The following is a 19,531-nucleotide window of genomic DNA, read 5'->3' as shown; positions in this document are numbered from 1 at the left end:
AGAGTGATATAGGGTAAATGTGAAATAACTGTATTCTGTACACTTATTCCGTGTGCAAAAGTAACTATTCTTGTTTTAATTGTATTCTGTACAATTAAAACCCTGAAAATCCACCTATAAGAAATTAAATGAGGAATATAGATGTACTAAATACAGTTATATCTATGCCCCGATCAATTAAGGAATTATAGTTGTACAAAATACAATTAAACGCTCACTCTGCTTTAACAAATTGCTTCCGTCACCACTCTGATTCCTCAATTATAGATGAAGTGTAGCTCCCTATGGAACGGCCCCTAGCCCGTTTGTTTGCTTCATTTATACTTATGCGTATTTATCATTTATCAAATAATGCATATTCTCTTTTACAGCAGGCCATTCGGTATCCAATATGCTAAAGACCACATTATCATGAATCGATCCGTCAGACTTGATTCTATGCTTGCGCAGAACCCCTTCTTTAACCGCCCCTATTCGTTCTACTGCTTTTTGTGACCTCAAGTTGTTCGCGACCACTGTAAATTCTACGCGGATCAGCTTTAGTTCTTCAAAACAATAGTGTAGGAGCAGCGACTTGCCTTCTGTGTTCACACTAGTTCTCCAATAGTCTGGTGAGATCCAGGTACATCCAATTTCAGCGTTACGATGAACCAAATCCGGATGCATAATACGAGTGGTTCCGATAATTCGCTCCGTTGCTTTATCAATGATAGTAAAGGTAATTTGTGAACCGTTCTTTTGATTCGCTAAAGCTGTTGAGATTAATCCTTGCACCTGCTCGTCCGACGTTATTTTTCGCCAGGTAAATTCCCAGATGTCTGGATTTCTTAACACTCTCGCCAATCCTTCTGCATGACTTTCATCTATTGGAACCAGCTTAATCGATTTCCCGTCAAGTATTTCAGTATTCATAACACTCATTTGGTGCACCGTTCTCTCAATGAAATATGCTGAATGATATCTGCAATTTCTTCCACACGAAAGGCGATATGGTCTGCTCCGGCTTGTTCAAGCTCTTCCTTGGGACCATAACCAAAAGTCACTCCAATAGATTCGACACCACAGCCAATAGCACCGATGATATCATGCTTACGATCTCCTATCATTACCGCTTCCTCTGGATGTATGTCATTCTCATCAAGCACGTACTGAATAACCTCTTGCTTCTTAGAACGGGTACCGTCCAGATTACTTCCTCCGATATGTTTGAAATAATGATCGAGCTTATAATGCTCAAGAATCTGTGCTGCAAAAACAGTCGGTTTGGAGGTTGCTACATACAATGAGTATCCATTCGTCTTAAGTCCCTCCAGCAATTGGGGTATACCTTCAATCACCATATTCTCAAATAATCCCGTGGCACTGTAACGCTCCCGGTAAAAAGCAACCGCTTGAAGCGCTTGTTCCTCAGTGAAATGGTGCAGCTCGATAAATGAATCATATAACGGAGGACCTATGTAAGGAAGAAGCTCATCCAAATGCTCGATCTGTATATCAAATTTGTTCAAAGCGTATTCTACGCTTTTGGTGATGCCTTCTTTGGGGTCTGTTAAAGTACCATCTAAATCAAATAAAATGTTTTGTAATCCTCTTCCCACGGTTGTCTTGCTCCCCTCGACTGTTATTATTGCATATATTTATCATACCTTCGTTTCCACATACTTTCCACATACTTCTCGAATACGATAAGTAACTGAAGCTATTACATATTATCGGAGGAGTATCTTATGAACATGACGCATTACATGTCTTTGCTAGCGGACAACCAGCCTTGGAATTTGATTATATTCATGGCCATCCCCGTGATTTTTGCTGAGACGATTACCATTACAGAGTTTATTATTTTGTTCACCAAGAATCTAACAGGCCCACTACGATCCTTCAACAAAGTCTGCAGCATACTCGCAGGGATATATTTCACAGGTGTATTCCTCTACTTGTTCCCAACTACGTTTATTCCTTTGTCTGTGAATGGGGAATGGCACACATGGGTTGATATCGTAGCCGTGGGCTTCTATTTAAGCGGAGTACTCTTCTTATTGCCACTGGCTTTGTTAGATCTTGGTCTGATTGCCCGTAAACGATCGGAAGAGCATAAGATGAAGCTGCATTTTCTGCTTATTAGTGGATTCTTGGTCGTGGCGCATATCGCGATGATATTTGGGATGATTAATCCGGAAATTGTAGGGAGTATGGGTGGAATGGGCGATATGATGCATTAAAGTTTATTAACAAAACGTAATCTAAGACAAAAAGCAGATCAAGGATAAAACCTTGATCTGCTTTTTGTATCGTACCGGTCATCCTGCGTTTTGTACAGTTACCACAGTACGCTTCTTGCGTAATAAAAACATCAGTGGAAATCCAAACAAAACAATAATGGAACCTACCACAAAAACATCATTCACACCCATCGTGAACGATAGCAAACGTATCGAATCTGTATTACTTGCACCGGAGCTGATCAACTCTTTAGAGTGGAGTAAGGATCTACTCGACAGCAGGGAGGTGAATACTGCAATCCCAAGTGAGCTTAACACATTGCGGACCCAGTTGTTGATCGACGTAGCATGTCCAGACCATTCGACAGGAATTTCCTCCATTGAGGCTGTACTGCTTGGAACATTGGCTAGTCCAATGCCGAGATTACGAACGACCATCGCCCACATAATAAAGCTATAAGATATGTTCGTTTGCAGCCGACTAAGCATGAATAAGCCGATGAATATAAATAAAATACCCGCAGAAATCAACTTCACAGGTCCGAACTTTGGATACAGCTTACCTACGATTGGACTCAATAAGGCAAGGAGGATTGAGGACGGCAATAAAATCAGCCCTGTTTTAAGCGTTGTAGCCCCTTCTACCTTTTGTAAGAACAAAGGGGTTAAATAGGTTCCGGCATACATCGCAATCGTAACTAAACTATAGATACTAAGCATGGCGGTAAAACGGCGATTACGGAATACACGCAAATTCAGCAGAGGTACCTCCGCCTTCAGCTCGCGCAAAACAAACAAAACTAACAACACAACTCCCAAAAGAATTAACGATAAGGTTTTCCACGAAGTCCATCCCCAGCTATTGCCTTGGCTAAATGCAGTTAATAATGATAAACTACCGAGGACAACGGTAAGGAAACCAGGAATATCAAATGACTTCGGAATATTCATTCGATAATATGGAATTAACGTTAGGGTTAGAATAACAGCTATGATTCCAATAGGGATGTTAATTAAAAATAACCAATGCCAGCTGGCATATTGGAGCAGCCACCCGCTAAACGTTGGTCCTATGGCTGGCGCGACCATCGCGGATAACGACCAGAGGCTTACTGCAAAAGGTCTGCGTTCTCCCGGTATTACTTGAAATATGATGGTCATCGTACAAGCCATGATGAGACCGCTGCACGAACCCTGAAGCATCCGAAATACAATTAATGATGTTGGATCCCATGCCAAAGCACAAAACAAAGAGAACATGGTGAATCCCATCAAGGCGAAAAGATAAAGCCTTTTGTAGCTGAATCTTCCTCCGAGATATCCCGCGAGTGGTGCGGTTACTCCTGTCGCCAGCATAAAACCGGTGACCATCCATTGCATGGTGTTCAGACTCGTATTGAAATGATCCATTAAAAGAGGAACAGCAATGTTGATCGTCGTTGTACTTAAGACAGAGACGAAATTCCCGAAGAATATGGCAATCATGATCGGCCAAAAATGTATTTTGCTTGCTTGATTTTCTTCCATGCTTCCCCTCCTCATTATTTTTTATATGTCTACTTTTACATATATAAGGTGACTTGAATAATGTTATAATCGTATGATCAATATGTCAATGATGACATATCCCCGAAAAATTCAATGAAAACGGATTTATAATAACTGGAGGGCTTTATAGTAATGAATACACTGTCTTATGGACTTCTAGCTTTACTTAGCGCTAACTCATTGTCTGGATATGAATTAACTCAGAATATCAAGCCGCTCTGGCGTGCTGGACATAGTCAAATCTACCCTCTATTAATGAGCATGGAGCAGCAAGGTTATATCACCTTTAAGCTCATTGAACAGACCGACAAACCGGATAAAAAAGAATACTCCATTACGAAAGCAGGACTGGAACAATTGCGGCAATGGGTGGAAACTACTGCAGAGCCTCCGGTGCTGCGGGATGAGCTGCATTTTAAGCTGTATAGCTTATGGCTATCCAACCCGAAAGAAGCCAAGGACCTATTGCTAAAACGTGCAGAGTTTTGTAAAAGTGAGCTGGAGCGATACAAGGTTTTGCTCAAAGCAAACGAAGTCTTGCGTGATGAACGCGGTGAGACTCGTGAGTTAAAAGCCACCACTTTTGGACGTTATTTACTGATCCGCAAACGCGTGCTTGATATGGAGAGCTCTATACAATTCTGCGAATGGGCACTTGAAGAGCTTGAGTCGAATCAATAACATTATAAACAAGCAAAAAAGAGACCTCATTTTGTATCGGAAGTCTCTTTTTACTTACATGTATTCGGATTTAGATAAATTCAATAGTTGCACCTCGCAACGAGTACCCGCTCCAGGCTGACTCATCATTCGAATCTTGCCTCCATGCAATTCCACCAGCTTTTTAACAATGGAAAGTCCCAGACCTGAACCACCGTATTGTCTTGAACGTGATTTCTCTACCCGGTAGAAACGCTCAAAGATATAGGGAAGCTCTTCCTCAGGAATACCTATTCCTGTATCTTCAACTATTAGAGTTGCAGCATCCGCTGTAAATTCCACATGAACAATAATCTCGCCTTCATCCGTATAACGAATTGCATTTTCCAGAAGGTTCATAATAATCTGTTCCATACGTTTTTGATCTCCACGGATCATATACGCATCTCCGCTAAGCTGAAGCTTCAGCTGTAATCCCTTCTCTTTTGCTTTCAGTTCAACTCTGCGCACGGCTTGTTCCGCTAGCTGACTGAGATCGATCCACTCTTGGGTAAGTGTAACCTTTCCTTCCTCCATCTTTGCCAGTTCAAATAAATCATCCACCAGATGCTGGAGCCGATGTGCTTCCTGATGAATGATATCCAAGTATAGATCCCTTTCCCCCTCGGTCTCGTAAAGCCCATCTTTTATAACCTTGGTGTACCCCTCCAAATATGTAATGGGCGTTCTCAGCTCATGTGAGATATTTGCCAGAAATTCCTGCCTTGTATCCCTGTATCGTTGCAGATCGACAGCCAGATCATTTATGGCCGCAGCCAAAAAACCAATCTCATCGTTACTACGTATAGACAGTCTCGTTTCCAGCTCGCCAGCCGCGATTTTCCGGGTTGCCTTTTGCATCTTGATCAGAGGTCTGGACAAAATCATGGCGATCACACCAGTGATCCCTAAAGCCAATATAAAAGCCCCTATTCCTGCAATCAGCAGGAGGTTCCGGATGGAAGCCAAAGATTGCTTCATACTCTCTGTAGAGGACATTACATAAAGTGCAGACTGAGTTGTATCCCCCTCCATTATTGGTTTTCCAATGATAAAATAAGAATGTCCAGCAGGATCTTTATACTCAAAATCAACACTTTTCCCAGCAAAAATCCTACTAACATCCGAAGCATGGATGAATGAACGATCCGAACGATCATGTACACCCGAGTGGAGTATCACATGGCCATCCTTCGAGATATTAAAGATACTGACATCCGAAAATTCTGCAAAAGTACTCATCATCTGCTCATTTGAACTATCCTGCGATTCCGCCATTCCAATAAAATGTGAGGTGAGTTCCTCCGTCTCTTTTTGCATCTCGTTGTAATAGAAGCTTGTAAACATCCGGTCTATAGTAACTCCAAGGACAAGCAAAACAACTACAAAAACAGACATTATAACAAAACCAAGCTTAAGTCCAATGATGTTATTTTTCATACCTGATTACCGGGAGCATGAAATTTATAACCTAATCCCCACACCGTCTGAACCGGATTATAGGCTAGGCCTCCTTTATGTAGTTTCTCGCGGATATTCTTAATATGAGTGTCAATAACACGATTCTCCCCCTCATAATTATTCCCCCATAATCGCTCCACCAGTTCTTCTCTCGTAAAAACCCGGGTAGTGTTTTGCGCCAAAGTGGCCAGTAGATCAAACTCCTTGAGCGTGAATTCTATGGATGTATCCTGAATATGTACCTCCCTAGCTTCTGGGTATATTTTAAAATCAGGGTATGTGAGCACCTTTTCCTGAGGTTGTTGAACAAAAGTAAGTGTTGAACGCCGCAGCAGAGAATAAATCCTAGCCACTAATTCTTCCGGCTCAAACGGTTTAGTAAGATAATCATCTGCACCTATACCGAGACCACGTACCTTATCCTTGGTTTCAGAACGTGCGGTTAGCATTAGAATTGGGATAGAGCTTGACTCCCTCACCAGCTTGCAGACCTGCCAGCCATCCATATCCGGCATCATCACATCCAGCAAGATTAGGTCAAAGCTGTGTTGTTTCAACAGTTGGAGTGCCTCATGACCCGTTGACGCCTCTTTGGTAGACATCCCTTCTTTACTTAAATAAATCCGCAATAAATTCCGCATGTTCCATTCATCATCTACGATCAGTATCTGTAGCTTATTCAAGCCGTTCACCCTCTTTATGACCTAGTTCTTCTCATTATACAAAAAAAACACAGAACAAGCCGACATCATCCCTAAATGATGCCAGCCTGTGATGATGGTTAGTGGCCGGAATGCGGATTGCCTCCTGCAACAGGTGAGATTTCTAGCATGTCATCAATTTCACTTTGTGCTCGCTCATTTATTGTAGGGTTATCTCCAGTTATCCAAGCATGATTGTAAGGACCTTCTGCTGGTGAATCTTGAAATTTAGGTTGAAGCTCCATCATATACTCCATTACTGAATCTGGCAGCCCGTCTTTTTCCGTAAAAACAAGCGGCGCATGTTTCCCCAAATGGGAAAAAGGCGCAGCGGCGATAGCGAGCATCGTAGAATCCGTGGTTAACAAAGACAGGTTATGACCGGGTGTAGTGATTCCCCAGCCGAATCCGTTATTGGCATCCTTAAAACTTGCAAAAGCTATAGCGTTCTTAAAAACATCTTCTCCAGCTATACGGGTAACTGTTCCGTATTCTTTTAATTGCTTTTCTACATCTGCTGAGACAATGTCTTCTGGTCCGAGGATGTAAATGGTTGCGCTACCTCCACGTTCTTTTAAAGCCTCGACCGTTGAATTAGGAATTTCGTCTTTGGTTACAAAGAGAAGAGGTTCAGGCATATGTGCGATCCAATTCACTGCTGGCAACGTGTACTCAGGGCTATCCATAGAACCAATAATGACCGACTTTGGAAGTTCACCCGCTGCTTTGGCGTAATAAGTATCTATAGCCTGAGCTACTGCCGCTGGCTCATCCCCTTCTATCCGGTCTACTTTTAAATCAATGGCCTTTAATTGTTGTTCGACATTGGATGCCATAAGCCCAACAAGCACTACCTGAACCCCTTTATTGCCTTCAGCGCCTATTGGATTCAGTCGCTTAAGTTCAGCGAGAGTAACCTCAGGAACCCCTTCTTTTGTGGTATACAGTACAGGCCCATTACTGGGATGATGAATCAAATCTGCACTAACTGCGGCGATCTGCCAATTACTCACATCCGTCAAAACTACACTTGAAGGTCTATTATTCTTTGTTTGCGCAGTCCATAAAGTCTGAGAAACTAACACTGCGGCTTGAATCGGATCTGAAGTGTTAATACGAGTAGTATTCTTCGTAGCTATCCATGGTTGCTCCACCGTTGCAGAACTAGCTTGCGAATTAACCTTTGATGGAACATTATTGCCTGATTGGCAGCTTGTTAACACTGTACTCAAAAGCAAACTAACGGCAACAAATGGTATGATATTTTTCATCCTAAACCCTCCTGTGTGATGTTCTCGCTTGATTTAGAGTAGTTTAGTCTACAAATGTGTGGAAAGTATGTAGAATTTAAAATAAATAAAATTTGTATATAATGCAAAAAGAGCATCCCGTAAGCCATGAATGACTCAGGATGCTCTTGGTTTAAAGTTTTTTCAACACTTACCAGTGTTTAGCGATAAAAGTATCCCGACCGGATTGCTCCCGATCTTCTTTGTAGTGCTTGGGATTCTTATGATGATAATCCTGATGATACTCTTCTGCACGATAAAAAGTTGGCGCCGGAAGAATTTCCGTAATGACTGGACCGGAGAATCTGCCACTGCCCGCAACCTGTTCCTTCGAGGCAAGAGCTGCTAAACGCTGTTCTTCATTATAATAGAAGATCGCTGTCCGGTACTGAGTTCCTCGATCCTGAAATTGCCCACCATCATCGGTAGGGTCAATCTGAGGCCAATATAATTCAAGCAGCTTCTCGTATGAAAAAAGCGCTGGATCAAACGTAATCTGCACAACCTCGTAATGCCCCGTTGTTCCGGTTTTGACTTCTTCGTAGGTTGGATTCTCAGTTATCCCTCCCGCATATCCCGATACAATTCCATGAATGCCTGGTAATTCCTCAAACGGTGTCACCATGCACCAAAAACATCCGCCTGCAAACATCGCTTGTTCCATATGATCCAATCTCTCCCTATCTATCTTCATCTAATTAAGAATATATGCTATGACGATAAAGCCAAAAGATCATAAAGTCAATGGAAGTCCGAAGCACCATTAGAATTCAATTCTCCAAAACGTTATAATATAACAACAACAGAAGTAGAAAGGAATGCGCTATGAGAAAAAATCGTTTAGGACAATCTGATTTGTATGTTAGTGAGATAGGACTTGGCTGTATGTCTTTGGGTACGGATGAGGCGAAAGCCATTTCCATTGTTCATGAAGCACTCGATCAAGGAATCAATTTTGTTGATACAGCAGATCTTTATGATGAGGGCCGTAATGAAGAAATTATTGGCAAAGCCATTCGTCAACGTCGACAGGATGTAATCCTGACCACAAAAGTTGGCAACCGCAGAATTCCCGGCCAAGAAGGCTGGAGCTGGGACCCTTCAAAAGCCTATATTAAAAATGCAGTCAAAGATAGTCTTAAACGGCTGCAAACCGATTACATCGATCTATACCAGCTGCATGGCGGCACTATTGAAGATCCAATTGACGAAACGATTGAAGCTTTTGAAGAACTTAAGCAAGAGGGTCTTATCCGCTATTATGGGATCTCTTCTATTCGTCCTAATGTAATTAGAGAATATGTGAAAAAATCAAATATCGTAAGTGTTATGAGCCAATATAGCATTTTAGATCGACGTCCTGAGGAAGAAATCCTTCCTCTGCTAGCTAAGCATGGAATTAGCATGATTGCACGCGGACCTTTAGCAGGGGGCATACTGTCAGAGCGTGGTCGCAGCAAGGCGGAGAAGAATTACTTAGATTACAGTAGTGAGGAACTTCTGAATTTGCATGATCAGCTTTCGCAGGAAACTAGTGACTCTCGCAATCTTGCACAAACAGCGCTTCATTATCCACTAGCTAATCCATCTGTAGCCGTTATTATTCCTGGGGCAAGCAGTCTGGAGCAATTAAAAAGCAATGTAATGGCTGCTGATGTAGCTCCACTCACTTCGGAGGAACTTGCAGACATTCAGCGGATAAGCAAAGCAAATCGTTACAAGCTTCATGTATAGATTAGTCACTTTCGTTAAAAACAATGGGGTGTCCATAGCCATACAATGGCTGTTGGGCATCCCCTCCTTTTTGAAGCTACCTGATCGCTGATCTAATCCTTAAACTTGGTTTAATTAAGTACTAATCACACTTATGAATCGCACTATAGGACACAGTTGACCTTATACGCTACTTTTTCCTATATTAAGGGTGCTCGCGGACTCCATAGCCGCTATGAGCATGATAATCACCATATATCATCCTCTATTTAAGGAATAGCAGCACTGGAGTCCGAAATCATGCTCCAACGCCTAAATATATACAAATAACGTCATCTGGGTCCGAAAGTATTCAAGTCACTCCGCGTGACACATCCAGCCTGCCATAATTCCAGTAGAATAAAATCGAGTGATTCTTGTGAAGCCTGATTCTTTCAATAACTCTTCAATTTGTTTTTCAGGAAGGAAAGAAATTTTTGTAATATTGCTACTTACATTATCAAACGCTTCGGGAGATTCATATCCTGCAACCCAAAAGCTTTTCCATACGTTTATTCTGTCGTGGAGTTCAGGATCATCCAAATCTCCATATGCACTTACGAGAACAAATGGAGCACCCGGTTTCAGATTATCCTTTATGGAGCGAAGTAATTTCAATTTTTCTTGAACATCATGGATGAAATGAAGGACCAAAATACAACTTGCCACATCGAACTTTGAGTCCTGCTGAGGAAGATCATCGATTGTCCCAGGAATCAGACTGACACGGCTCTCTAAGCCCAGTTCATCTATCTTTAATTTCGCGATCTTAAGCATATCTTCCGAAGGATCCACTCCAGTAAATGTCCAGTTTGGGTTAGATGGCCCCCATGCCGAAAATTCATTTCCTCCGCCCGCACCGACCACGAGCATAGATACAGGGATGTCACCTAACTCGAAGCGAAAATAAGATTGGATCATCGAAAATAATGAATCATAAGAGGGAATCGAAATATGAGTGGTTTTTTCATAGGTTGCCCTCTTGGCATTTAATTTTTGCTCTTCAGTCATTGTAATCATCCTCCATTGTTTTAAACTTCATATTTTAGTATCAAAACCCACATTAAAGTCATTACGGATTTATATTATCTCTAATAACCCCGAAAAAAGAACGGATCTTTACTCCGTCTTCATCGTTTTTGCCAAATCTGCAATTTTCGTGTTCTCTAAGTACTGCTCCATCTGTCGCTCAGCGTCAATCACAACCTGTTGAATCAGACACTCACTTCCGTGATCTAGACTGCATTCAAAAAAGGAAGCCGTTCCTTCGATTGCATGGATAATATCCAAAAAAGAGATTTCTTCCGACTTGCGTCTGAGACGATAACCACCATTAGCACCAGGTGCAGATTGAATCAATCCAGCCTTCACTAGCTTAGTCATCATTTTGGACAGATAGGTTTGGGAAACACCTAACTTCTCAGCAAGCAATTGAACACCCACCGGCTTATCAGACGCCACCGTCACCATATAGAGCATTGCATGAAGTGCATAATCTGTCGCTTGGGAATATTTCATTCAGCACCTCCATTAACGACTTTAGAAATCTATGATAACTCTAACATTGCTAAAAGGCAAGTTTGTTCGCTTTTTAAAAGAGAAGAAGCTCAAGAACCTTTGTCCCAAGCTGGCTCATTTTTCCTTTCAAAAGTAACGATAAAAACCGGAGTTTTATATAGATGTTTTTGCTGTTGCAGCGTATTTTTTTTCCAGAGCTTGTTCTGAAAATAATTCAAAATTAGGGTTAGACATTAATAAATACTCAGCCATAATATTCTTAACTGGGATCATCCGAATGAACTCCCCTCAACTAAATTGGAGTATACTCACCACTAAACTCAAATTCATAGTCATTAGCGATACGGATATAGCCATATACGCAATGCCAGCGATCTCTGTAGAAAACACTGGAATAATTCTGATTATCCCTATTTCCTTCAGCAACTAAGATCTCCTTGTCATCGCATGCTAAAACAATACCTGTATGATCGTGAGGGTCATTAGTTAGCAATTTTTCATAAATCACAATATCACCACGCTGAGGAGTAAACCCCTCTTGCCCGTCAAAATAAAAAAATGCGGTCTCAGGTAGTTGCGCCCACTCTAACCAAGCCCCTACGCCAGCTAATCGAAAATCAGCATTCGGATATCGAATCGGCAGCAGAAATCCAGCTTGCATACAGCAGTAATATACAAATGCTGCGCACCAATTGTTTTGTAATACTTTATAAATCCCTTGGTCAGGCCAATATTTACAGATTTTTCGATATCGTTCGTTTCCTGGTATTCCAACAATGTTTTCTTTTCCAAATGCTTCAGCAATATTAGCTAACTTGCCACGTTTATCCGTAGGCTGGAGAACTTCAGCCCCGCTGCTGTAATCTATCTCTTCCAAAAAATCCTCTGGAATCGTCATTTCACGAAGTACATTCCGAAGCCTATTCGTGTCCTGTAGTGTTACATTACATCCCCTATTCTGCAAGTGTAATTGTAGAACTTGAGCATCCTTTAGAATCTCTTCATAGGGACCCTGAACTTTATTCCTGTCCCCTTGATGGAAGATTGCCTTTAGAATTTGAGTCAGCTCTTCTTTGGTAAACATATTCAAGTCTTTTAATAAAGGCCTTACGGTATCAGCACTGTTGGGACCTGGAAATTCCTTGACTCCGGTTTTGAAGAAATAATAATTATGAAGCAGTCCTATAATGGCTGCCAATTCCTGATTTTGTTCTCTTTTCATGGCAAGCAATGAAGCGAAACTAGACACTCCGTACAGATGAACACACGCTTCCTGTTTCCGTTGTTCGCTACCTATAGACATGATCATATCTTGAACAAGCACACGCACACTATCAAGGCGCTGGTTTACTTTTGTTATCAGGCGTTGAGTCACTGGAAACCTTCCCTTCCGTTACTACTCAGCTGTAATAATATTAAAGCAAATAACTCACATATTTATTTTTATCAATTCATTCCCTAAAGACTACCTTTTTCTGTCCATCCTTGACGAACTCCACACCAAAATAATCGGTATTACCGTCCGCCCCGAATTCAGCGATCCGAGCATCAGGCTTACTCTCAAAATAAATGTGATGTCTAATATTAGATCTTGGTAACAAGGTGATTTCTTGCGGCTGAACCTCTGCGAATGACCAGATCCCTTGAGGATTAACATACTCTCGAAAAATTGGACGAATCTTAATGGTTTCATTTTGCCCGCCATAGTTGATTAGCCTGATTGTACATTGAACCTGCACAATATCCTCTTGAGTACCGTACATACAGTGCGAATCTTTTTCCAGGAAATCCACAACTTCAATTCCATCATTGTTCATATTCACAAGATAATACAATCGTTCTGTTAGAAATGGATACAAATAATAAAAAATTATAAAAAAAAGAATAACCGTTCTGCCTACATATTTTTTATAGCGCTGCTTAAAGTGCATTATAGTTAAATTCCCACTGAAAATTAACAAAATGATCCCGAATATTGCTGAATAATGTAAACCATGGTTTGTCGCAGGCTCGCTCCAAGGTGGAATTCCAATAGTTCTGAAGAGGTAATCCCCCAACATAGTTCCCTGATGTGTGATTCCCACAAAAACTAATGAAAACAGCAAAAATAAAACAGTTATCCAAGCTTTACCCTTGGTCATTTCATCCCTCCCAACCAATAACAGTTATGTCTTCTCTAACCTCCAAGGAAAGATTCCTATGCATATACAGTTCAATTTTTTTACCGCTAAAGCTCAAGGTGTAATCAACTACGTAAGGGGTTTCAATGTAATATACCGTGAGGATTAATTTGGAATCATCATATTGCCAGCTTGCAGATGTACAAACTTCCTGCTCACTAAGGGATAAGTCTTTAATAAATAAACTTTTTGCATGGGTAGTCCTTGAAAAATCGAACGGAAATTCATCTAAATGATCGTCGTAAAGTAAAGAAAAACTAAGGTGCTCATCTTCAAACTTCAATGTTAATTCTTTGATTTTATGCTTATTGTCTTCAAAGATATAGGTTCCACCATACGATCTATAATCTACTTTAACTATCCTGTCTACTAAGGAGGTAAATGTAGGAGGTTTAATAATGTTAGATGCAACCGTTGGCCAATCAAAGTTCAGTAAATTTGCATATATGATATCTAAAAAATCCTGTAACTTCTTCATCTCGGTAAAACTTGAAGTTGCAGCAATCACAATCTCTTGACTCGGATCAATGAAACACAATTGACCAAAAGCTCCATTCCCCATCTTACATCCATTCCTGCACATAAAGAACTGATAACCATATCCGTTTGACCAGTCAGCCTTATTTTGTCCCCAACGATTATCGCTTTGTTCATTTAGCGCCAGCTTTAAATAATCTTTCGAAACAATTCTACGACTATTGTAAACCCCTTGATTGAGGAGCATCTGGCCAAATTTCGCGATTCCATCTGTTGGTATGCTTAGTCCCATTCCACCAGCAACAATTCCTAACGGGCAAGTCTCCCATTCCGGTCTTTCTATGTCCAACGGGGCAAATAATCTTGGCATTAGAAAATCAACAAGATTTTCTCCAGTCGTCTTTTCGATAATAGCCGAAACCATATAAGTGGCGTGTGTATTGTAATTGTAATAACTTCCCGGTTCATCTTCTACGTCCAAAGCTAAAAAGGCACGAACCCAATCATTTTGCTTGGCTATCGCACCATATATATTATTGTTATGTCCTGTATTCATGGAAAGAAGATGATGTATCGTCATCTTCTCTAAATTAGGTGAAATTGAGCTAGGAAGCTGATCCGGGAAAAAAGAAACCACTTTATCCGTTAATTCAAAATAACCGTTATCCCATGCTATGCCTGCTGCAATAGATGTAAAGCTCTTACTTAGAGAAAATAAAACCTGGGGAACGTTTTTGCGGTACGGTTGACGATAAAACTCGGTAATAACTTCTCCCTTACGCAATAGCATAAAAGTATTAACCGGTAAATCAGATCGTTCAAGTTCTTCATAAAACTTAGACAGCGCTTGGGTCAAATTCTCTGGATTATCCATTTAAACCTCGCTTGTCGTTATATTTTGAGTTTTTAATAATTCTCAGGTAGAGCACTAAGTCTCGTGTCAGGTCTCCTGCATTTGTTCATTTAGACGGCAACCTTCTCATACTTAACCTAAAGACTTGTTATACCAAAAATAATCTTCAACGATTTACGACTCTTCTTACATATTTTCAAGCCTTGTTTTAAGTCTAGAATGATTACAGTTTTGCCAATCCAAATCCTTAAATATAATGAGCGGAACTTTACCGGTTTCACTATGCCTTTTTCTTCATATTCCGTTCCATCCTCTAACTCCGTTTCAGTTCTAATAAGCCATGTATTGCCGAGACCAAATTCGATATACTTCAGAATCTATCTCCCCCCGTACATGAGCTGCTTTTATTGCTCAATAGTTTTTATAAGATAAAGGCAGAGATCATCGTCCACACAAACATGTGCCCCAGGCTCAACAGGCTTATTATCGTACATGATTCCCCGCCCATCAGGGATAAAACCACGCTTTATATACATCCGTTGTGCGGTTCCATAGTCAGCGTATAATCCAAATCCAATACCAATAGTATTAGATATAGTAAAAGCATCTTTTTCAAGAGCTTCAATTAATACACTTCCTACCCCACGTTTCCTAAATGGCGGGATGACGTCAAAGTTTTGAATTTCAGGTATATTATTCTCTGCAAAATAAGGATATTCCGATCTGTATACCACATGTCCCCATCCAACAAACTCATTTTCACAAAAAGCTAAAAGTGTAACTCGCTTTTCATTTTGATTTTCTTGCCAACAACGTTGGACATAATCAAGAGGTTGGCTTACGTCATGCTCAGATAACCCCATATGTATAATATCAATATCGTTTTGTGTCATTCGACGGATTTGTAAAGGTAAGGCCATAATATAATTTCCTCCTAACTTATTAAATGAGTCCATTCCTATATTAACATACTAATTAGGATTAATCTGGTAAAAAACAATTATTGTTAAACTAACCTGTCAGATAAAAGAACAGGCTGCCGAATATACCGGCAGCCTGTTCTGATTTTGTTATTTTTTTATTTCTTTAAGGTAAAAGTCATATAATTGATCAATAGATGAACTGGAAAAGATAGACGTGGCTTGTTCAATTTTCTCACGTTTCCAATCGAACCAGCGCATTTCCTTTAACTTTTCGATTTCTTGATCTGTAAACCGTTGCTTGATCACTTTAGCAGGATTGCCGCCTACTATCGTATACGCTGGGACATCCTTTACAACAACTGATCCTGCCGCAACAATAGCACCTTCGCCTATTTTCACACCGGGCATAATCATTGCATTCATCCCAATCCAGGCATCACTAGCAATGATTGTATCCCCTTTGGATTCGTAAGAGTTTGCAATCTGGTCTACAAAAGGATACACGGTAATCCATTCAGGATGATGATTGTGATTCCCACCCATGAGAATAATTACACCACTAGCAATACAAACATAATTTCCTATACTCAATTTATCTAAATGCCAGCCATAATCTTCACTGGGATTAAACAACTTTCTTGATTGTTCATCACCCCAAAGGTATCTGACACACCCATCTTCAAAATCAAGATTATCGTAATAACCAGAGTAGTAAGAGTACTCTCCTACCTCTATCATTGGGTTGGTGACAATATCCTTTAAATACTTAGTTTCAGACCAGTGGCTAAACTGATGTTGTTTCATTTTCTTTCCCTCGCTTCTAAGTAATGTAATTCATTTATACTTAGAAGCTTGATGCAGTAGCGACATTCTTAAACCTTTTCAAACGACGAACCATCGTCCTCATCCTTTTCCTAATTGATGCCGTCATTGTAACAAACGAATGATTTATTCGTCAAATCAACCGTATTGTCCGAACTCAGCTCAATTATGAATTTATCGGATTACGGCTAGCCTTAACATGTTTAAGCTGGGCAACTATAATGACGCTAATGATCACTAGAAGGAACCACGAACTGATCTTACTGAAACTAACCAGTTGCCACGTTTGATATTGATCAGGATATTTCCATGCATTAAAAAATGTAGCGATATTTTCAGCTAACCAGATAAAAAATCCTACAATAAAAAAGGCCAGTGTCAAGGGCATTCGATAGGTAACCGTCCGTACCCTATAAATGATCCATGTTTTCCAGAAGACAACAACCACAAGCGCTGTCAGCCACCAACGAAAATCAGGAATGAAATGATGTGTGAAAAAATTTAAATAGATGGCTCCTCCCAACAATCCCGCTGAAGCAAGCCCCGGCCAACCGGTCATATCCATTTTCAATCTTCGCCATATCTGGCACATAAAGCTTGCGACACTTGCATACATAAATCCACTATAGAGGGGTACACCAAACACCTTCGTAAACCCTGGCTCAGGGTATGCCCATGAACCCATCTTTACCTTATAGATTTCCAGCAATAAACCAATAACGTGGAACACACAGATTACTTTTATTTCATCCAGTGTCTCTAATCCAGTACGGTACATGAGGTACTGCACTGTAAGCAGTATTAGAAGAATGGCATCATAACGGTAAAGAAAAGGCATTTCTATTATGTTAGAAAGAGCTAAAGTCCCAAAAATCGCAACAGGAAATATGCAACTCATCGCCTGATGATATCCGAAATGCAGTAATTGTGTTATTGACTTCATTCTTATGTTTCCTCATCATTTTTGTATTCTAATAGATCTCCAGGCTGACATTCCAAAGCCTTACAAATTGCCTCTAACGTTGATAATCGCACCGCTTTTGCTTTTCCATTTTTCAATATAGAAAGATTAGCCATTGTTATTCCAACTCTCTCCGAAAGCTCAGTAACACTCATTTTTCTTTTAGCCAGCATCACGTCGATATTAATTATAATCGCCATTGTTTTCACCTCAGACAGTTAAGTCATTTTCTGATTTTATATCAATAGCTTCTTTTAAAAGCTTTTGTAGAACTGCAGCAAAAACGGCAATCACCATGGAGGCAAAAATGATAATCAAGCCGATGACTATAATCCCTGGGGCATCATCTTTCTCCGCCATGAGGTAAAAGAGTGGCATACCAACTACATACAAGCAACTGATGATGATTGCACAATATTTTATTTTCTTTAAAACCTGCACAGACATTTCCGAGAAAGCATTGTTTTTGTCAATATAGCCTAACAGTTTAAAAGCTTGATACAGTGCAAAGTAAAAAGGTATCGCCGAGGCATACAAATCAATGGCAATGAGATATTTCAATAAACTATAATCCGGATACAGTTCTGCTGCGAAACTCGCTATTTCCGGCACCACAAATATGCACAAAGCAAGCACCGGGATACCAATAAGAATAACCGCTGCCCTTAAAAAAAGTGTTGATCCTCTTTCCATAAAAAACACACCTCACAGATTTATTGTGAATTGAATTTATCACATTATTTATCGTTTTACAATATATTTTAATCGATATACAGTGATTATTGGTTGTTTTATAATTTTCGACTAAAAGGCCGAGCTAATTGACTATTAGAAGTCATTAGCTCGGCCTTGGTACCTTTTCATATCTCTTTATCTCTATTTTTCTATTCTACAAGTAATTCTAATACTGACCGAGATCGATAAAATTCAAATCCATGTTAGCTTCATCTTCAGCCTGATTTGTAACCTCTGTTGATACTGCTTTTCCTTCGTATTCAAGGTTACCGCTTGTCAAATTGAATACATACAGACGATTACCTTTGAAGTACTTATTACCCATATTCTTATAACCCACAATATAGAGATAGTCTTGTTTAAAATCATAGGTAATGTTTTCACTTAAATCTATATTTGTATTCTTCAGAGTAGTCTCATATTCTTTACTCACGAGATCGTAAGAAATCACAGTAAATCCTATATTCTCCTTACCCGATACAGCTTTTTGCAGGAAATAAATTTTCTGTCCATACGCATTCATAATATTATTCAATAACATTTCATGCCCTTGGAACGCGAGCGGCGAGATTTGTCCTGTTGCAACATCTACTTGATATGCCTTTTTATGATTATCTTTACTAACCGTTAAAATCCATTGATCCGAGTGATCCAGATTTTGATTGGCTAACCTAACGAATTGATTATCCCCATTTGCTGCTTCAGATTTAGCTCCTGGTAATACGAGCGGCTCATTCGTAATCTCCTTTGTTGTTAGATTAACACGGATAATCTGCGGTTCAGTTACATAACCTTTGGCGCCGTGATTCAAAAACACCATTGCAACAAGCTCTTGATCAACAAGCTGTACATTTTGTACATAGATATCTGAAATATCATGATCCACATTGATATCGGATCTGATTTCCTGCGTATTATCCTTCTGCTTATTAAGCACAGAAATACTGAGTCTAGCATTTTTCTTCGCTGATGAATCATTTGATTGCTGCTTATCTACGGTCCAATTCACGTAAGCAAGCATATCCTGATTTTCATAGAACCCAGCTAAGTTCTTCTTTCCACGCATGAACTGACGATGCTGATCCCTCCATTTATCCAATTGTGTATTCACTGGTCTTCGGTTTAAGCTTTGGCTGATCGTTAACTTTTCATCTGGATAATCTGTACCATTTGTAGTGATATTAGCTCGTTTGATGCCAAAAACACTATCCTTAGTCAGATAATTTCCGTATAAGGCTATACCTTCAACGAGAGAAGCATCCCCTTGAACCATCGTCAGCTTATAATTAGGTAGTGTCTCTTGTGAGGCCTGTACATAATACGTCCCGATTGTAACAACCGAGAACACTACAAGAACGGCGGTAACCATATATTTTCTCATTCCCTAACC

General features: G+C 40.1%; 22 protein-coding genes. 3 read left to right on the top strand and 19 right to left on the bottom strand.

Translation table 11 applies throughout. The features are described 5' to 3' along the window. Positions 1-324 precede the first annotated feature (324 nt). Positions 325-912 (bottom strand): GNAT family N-acetyltransferase, encoded by a 588-nt coding sequence (locus NYE58_RS17480; protein WP_256717450.1) that lies wholly within the window; start codon positions 910-912, stop codon positions 325-327. A gap of 5 nt (positions 913-917) precedes the next feature. Then, complete coding sequence (locus tag NYE58_RS17475) at positions 918-1,598, bottom strand: HAD family hydrolase (RefSeq protein ID WP_076185867.1); 681 nt, start codon at positions 1,596-1,598, stop codon at positions 918-920. 129 nt (positions 1,599-1,727) lie between these two features. On the opposite strand from NYE58_RS17475, the gene NYE58_RS17470 reads away from it, so the two are divergent. Next, entirely contained in the window at positions 1,728-2,222 is a 495-nt protein-coding gene (locus NYE58_RS17470) for a DUF6803 family protein (protein ID WP_341002478.1), read from the top strand. Between the two features lie 78 nt (positions 2,223-2,300). On the opposite strand, the gene NYE58_RS17465 is transcribed toward NYE58_RS17470, so the two are convergent. Beyond that, a complete protein-coding gene (locus NYE58_RS17465) occupies positions 2,301-3,749 on the bottom strand; it encodes an MDR family MFS transporter (RefSeq protein ID WP_341002477.1) in 1,449 nt (482 codons plus the stop codon). Positions 3,750-3,902: 153 nt separating this feature from the next. On the opposite strand from NYE58_RS17465, the gene NYE58_RS17460 reads away from it, so the two are divergent. Continuing rightward, positions 3,903-4,451: a PadR family transcriptional regulator gene (locus NYE58_RS17460; RefSeq protein WP_076185873.1), complete on the top strand. Its 549-nt coding sequence runs from the start codon at positions 3,903-3,905 to the stop codon at positions 4,449-4,451. 54 nt (positions 4,452-4,505) lie between these two features. Here the strand turns inward: NYE58_RS17460 and NYE58_RS17455 are convergent, their stop codons facing one another. The 4 genes from NYE58_RS17455 to msrA form a co-directional block, all read right to left on the bottom strand. Further along, positions 4,506-5,909: a sensor histidine kinase gene (locus tag NYE58_RS17455; protein WP_341002476.1), complete on the bottom strand. Its 1,404-nt coding sequence runs from the start codon at positions 5,907-5,909 to the stop codon at positions 4,506-4,508. Beyond that, positions 5,906-6,613 carry a response regulator transcription factor gene (locus NYE58_RS17450; RefSeq protein ID WP_341002475.1) on the bottom strand — a complete coding sequence of 236 codons (708 nt, stop codon included), beginning with the start codon at positions 6,611-6,613 and terminating at the stop codon, positions 5,906-5,908. The genes NYE58_RS17455 and NYE58_RS17450 overlap by 4 nt, the downstream gene beginning before the upstream one ends. A 98-nt stretch (positions 6,614-6,711) precedes the next feature. After that, the gene (locus tag NYE58_RS17445) at positions 6,712-7,902 is read right to left on the bottom strand and encodes a cell wall-binding repeat-containing protein (RefSeq protein ID WP_341002474.1); all 1,191 of its coding nucleotides are present in this window, start codon (positions 7,900-7,902) and stop codon (positions 6,712-6,714) included. 169 nt (positions 7,903-8,071) lie between these two features. Continuing rightward, positions 8,072-8,584 carry a peptide-methionine (S)-S-oxide reductase MsrA gene (gene msrA, locus NYE58_RS17440; protein WP_076219097.1) on the bottom strand — a complete coding sequence of 171 codons (513 nt, stop codon included), beginning with the start codon at positions 8,582-8,584 and terminating at the stop codon, positions 8,072-8,074. A gap of 161 nt (positions 8,585-8,745) precedes the next feature. Here msrA and NYE58_RS17435 point away from each other — a divergent pair, with 161 nt between their 5' ends. Then, a complete protein-coding gene (locus NYE58_RS17435) occupies positions 8,746-9,654 on the top strand; it encodes an aldo/keto reductase (protein WP_248548207.1) in 909 nt (302 codons plus the stop codon). Between the two features lie 336 nt (positions 9,655-9,990). On the opposite strand, the gene NYE58_RS17430 is transcribed toward NYE58_RS17435, so the two are convergent. From NYE58_RS17430 to NYE58_RS17375, 12 genes are all read right to left on the bottom strand, one after another. Further along, entirely contained in the window at positions 9,991-10,683 is a 693-nt protein-coding gene (locus tag NYE58_RS17430; RefSeq protein ID WP_076275684.1) for a class I SAM-dependent methyltransferase, read from the bottom strand. Positions 10,684-10,791: 108 nt separating this feature from the next. Then, positions 10,792-11,190, bottom strand: coding sequence for an RrF2 family transcriptional regulator (locus NYE58_RS17425; RefSeq protein WP_036678138.1), 399 nt, complete (start codon positions 11,188-11,190; stop codon positions 10,792-10,794). A gap of 292 nt (positions 11,191-11,482) precedes the next feature. Then, complete coding sequence (locus tag NYE58_RS17420; RefSeq protein WP_256718898.1) at positions 11,483-12,565, bottom strand: CHAP domain-containing protein; 1,083 nt, start codon at positions 12,563-12,565, stop codon at positions 11,483-11,485. A 76-nt stretch (positions 12,566-12,641) separates the two neighbouring features. Continuing rightward, positions 12,642-13,331, bottom strand: coding sequence for a hypothetical protein (locus NYE58_RS17415; protein ID WP_076275686.1), 690 nt, complete (start codon positions 13,329-13,331; stop codon positions 12,642-12,644). 1 nt (position 13,332) lies between these two features. Then, entirely contained in the window at positions 13,333-14,721 is a 1,389-nt protein-coding gene (locus NYE58_RS17410) for a serine hydrolase domain-containing protein (RefSeq protein ID WP_076275687.1), read from the bottom strand. Between the two features lie 116 nt (positions 14,722-14,837). Beyond that, the gene (locus NYE58_RS17405) at positions 14,838-15,074 is read right to left on the bottom strand and encodes a DUF3977 family protein (RefSeq protein WP_076194262.1); all 237 of its coding nucleotides are present in this window, start codon (positions 15,072-15,074) and stop codon (positions 14,838-14,840) included. Positions 15,075-15,104: 30 nt separating this feature from the next. After that, the gene (locus NYE58_RS17400) at positions 15,105-15,620 is read right to left on the bottom strand and encodes a GNAT family N-acetyltransferase (RefSeq protein WP_340394238.1); all 516 of its coding nucleotides are present in this window, start codon (positions 15,618-15,620) and stop codon (positions 15,105-15,107) included. 150 nt (positions 15,621-15,770) lie between these two features. Further along, positions 15,771-16,427, bottom strand: coding sequence for a CatB-related O-acetyltransferase (locus NYE58_RS17395; protein ID WP_076219090.1), 657 nt, complete (start codon positions 16,425-16,427; stop codon positions 15,771-15,773). A 184-nt stretch (positions 16,428-16,611) separates the two neighbouring features. Continuing rightward, complete coding sequence (locus NYE58_RS17390; RefSeq protein ID WP_076135041.1) at positions 16,612-17,388, bottom strand: DUF817 domain-containing protein; 777 nt, start codon at positions 17,386-17,388, stop codon at positions 16,612-16,614. Between the two features lie 2 nt (positions 17,389-17,390). Next, entirely contained in the window at positions 17,391-17,606 is a 216-nt protein-coding gene (locus NYE58_RS17385) for a helix-turn-helix domain-containing protein (protein ID WP_076129351.1), read from the bottom strand. Positions 17,607-17,616: 10 nt separating this feature from the next. Next, on the bottom strand, positions 17,617-18,099 hold the full coding sequence (locus NYE58_RS17380) for a DUF2975 domain-containing protein (protein ID WP_038570783.1): 483 nt from the start codon (positions 18,097-18,099) through the stop codon (positions 17,617-17,619). A 208-nt stretch (positions 18,100-18,307) separates the two neighbouring features. Then, a complete protein-coding gene (locus tag NYE58_RS17375; protein ID WP_076275689.1) occupies positions 18,308-19,522 on the bottom strand; it encodes a hypothetical protein in 1,215 nt (404 codons plus the stop codon). Between the last annotated feature and the right edge of the window lie 9 nt (positions 19,523-19,531).

Origin of the sequence: Paenibacillus sp. FSL L8-0708, from assembly GCF_038009325.1 — a bacterium.
In the GTDB taxonomy this organism is placed as follows: Bacteria; Bacillota; Bacilli; order Paenibacillales; family Paenibacillaceae; genus Paenibacillus_AQ; species Paenibacillus_AQ odorifer.
This window is presented reverse-complemented; position numbering and strand designations above follow the sequence as displayed.

What these genes read in the sequence shown, in the direction of transcription:
- NYE58_RS17400 (WP_340394238.1), bottom strand. Translation starts at nt 15,620, where the DNA reads ATGGCCTTACCTTTACAAATCCGTCGAATGACACAAAACGATATTGAT.
- NYE58_RS17480 (WP_256717450.1), bottom strand. Translation starts at nt 912, where the DNA reads ATGAATACTGAAATACTTGACGGGAAATCGATTAAGCTGGTTCCAATA.
- NYE58_RS17380 (WP_038570783.1), bottom strand. Translation starts at nt 18,099, where the DNA reads ATGGAAAGAGGATCAACACTTTTTTTAAGGGCAGCGGTTATTCTTATT.
- msrA (WP_076219097.1), bottom strand. Translation starts at nt 8,584, where the DNA reads ATGGAACAAGCGATGTTTGCAGGCGGATGTTTTTGGTGCATGGTGACA.
- NYE58_RS17390 (WP_076135041.1), bottom strand. Translation starts at nt 17,388, where the DNA reads ATGAAGTCAATAACACAATTACTGCATTTCGGATATCATCAGGCGATG.
- NYE58_RS17410 (WP_076275687.1), bottom strand. Translation starts at nt 14,721, where the DNA reads ATGGATAATCCAGAGAATTTGACCCAAGCGCTGTCTAAGTTTTATGAA.
- NYE58_RS17430 (WP_076275684.1), bottom strand. Translation starts at nt 10,683, where the DNA reads ATGACTGAAGAGCAAAAATTAAATGCCAAGAGGGCAACCTATGAAAAA.
- NYE58_RS17415 (WP_076275686.1), bottom strand. Translation starts at nt 13,331, where the DNA reads ATGACCAAGGGTAAAGCTTGGATAACTGTTTTATTTTTGCTGTTTTCA.
- NYE58_RS17425 (WP_036678138.1), bottom strand. Translation starts at nt 11,190, where the DNA reads ATGAAATATTCCCAAGCGACAGATTATGCACTTCATGCAATGCTCTAT.
- NYE58_RS17455 (WP_341002476.1), bottom strand. Translation starts at nt 5,909, where the DNA reads ATGAAAAATAACATCATTGGACTTAAGCTTGGTTTTGTTATAATGTCT.
- NYE58_RS17445 (WP_341002474.1), bottom strand. Translation starts at nt 7,902, where the DNA reads ATGAAAAATATCATACCATTTGTTGCCGTTAGTTTGCTTTTGAGTACA.
- NYE58_RS17460 (WP_076185873.1), top strand. Translation starts at nt 3,903, where the DNA reads ATGAATACACTGTCTTATGGACTTCTAGCTTTACTTAGCGCTAACTCA.
- NYE58_RS17465 (WP_341002477.1), bottom strand. Translation starts at nt 3,749, where the DNA reads ATGGAAGAAAATCAAGCAAGCAAAATACATTTTTGGCCGATCATGATT.
- NYE58_RS17375 (WP_076275689.1), bottom strand. Translation starts at nt 19,522, where the DNA reads ATGAGAAAATATATGGTTACCGCCGTTCTTGTAGTGTTCTCGGTTGTT.
- NYE58_RS17385 (WP_076129351.1), bottom strand. Translation starts at nt 17,606, where the DNA reads ATGGCGATTATAATTAATATCGACGTGATGCTGGCTAAAAGAAAAATG.
- NYE58_RS17435 (WP_248548207.1), top strand. Translation starts at nt 8,746, where the DNA reads ATGAGAAAAAATCGTTTAGGACAATCTGATTTGTATGTTAGTGAGATA.
- NYE58_RS17470 (WP_341002478.1), top strand. Translation starts at nt 1,728, where the DNA reads ATGAACATGACGCATTACATGTCTTTGCTAGCGGACAACCAGCCTTGG.
- NYE58_RS17395 (WP_076219090.1), bottom strand. Translation starts at nt 16,427, where the DNA reads ATGAAACAACATCAGTTTAGCCACTGGTCTGAAACTAAGTATTTAAAG.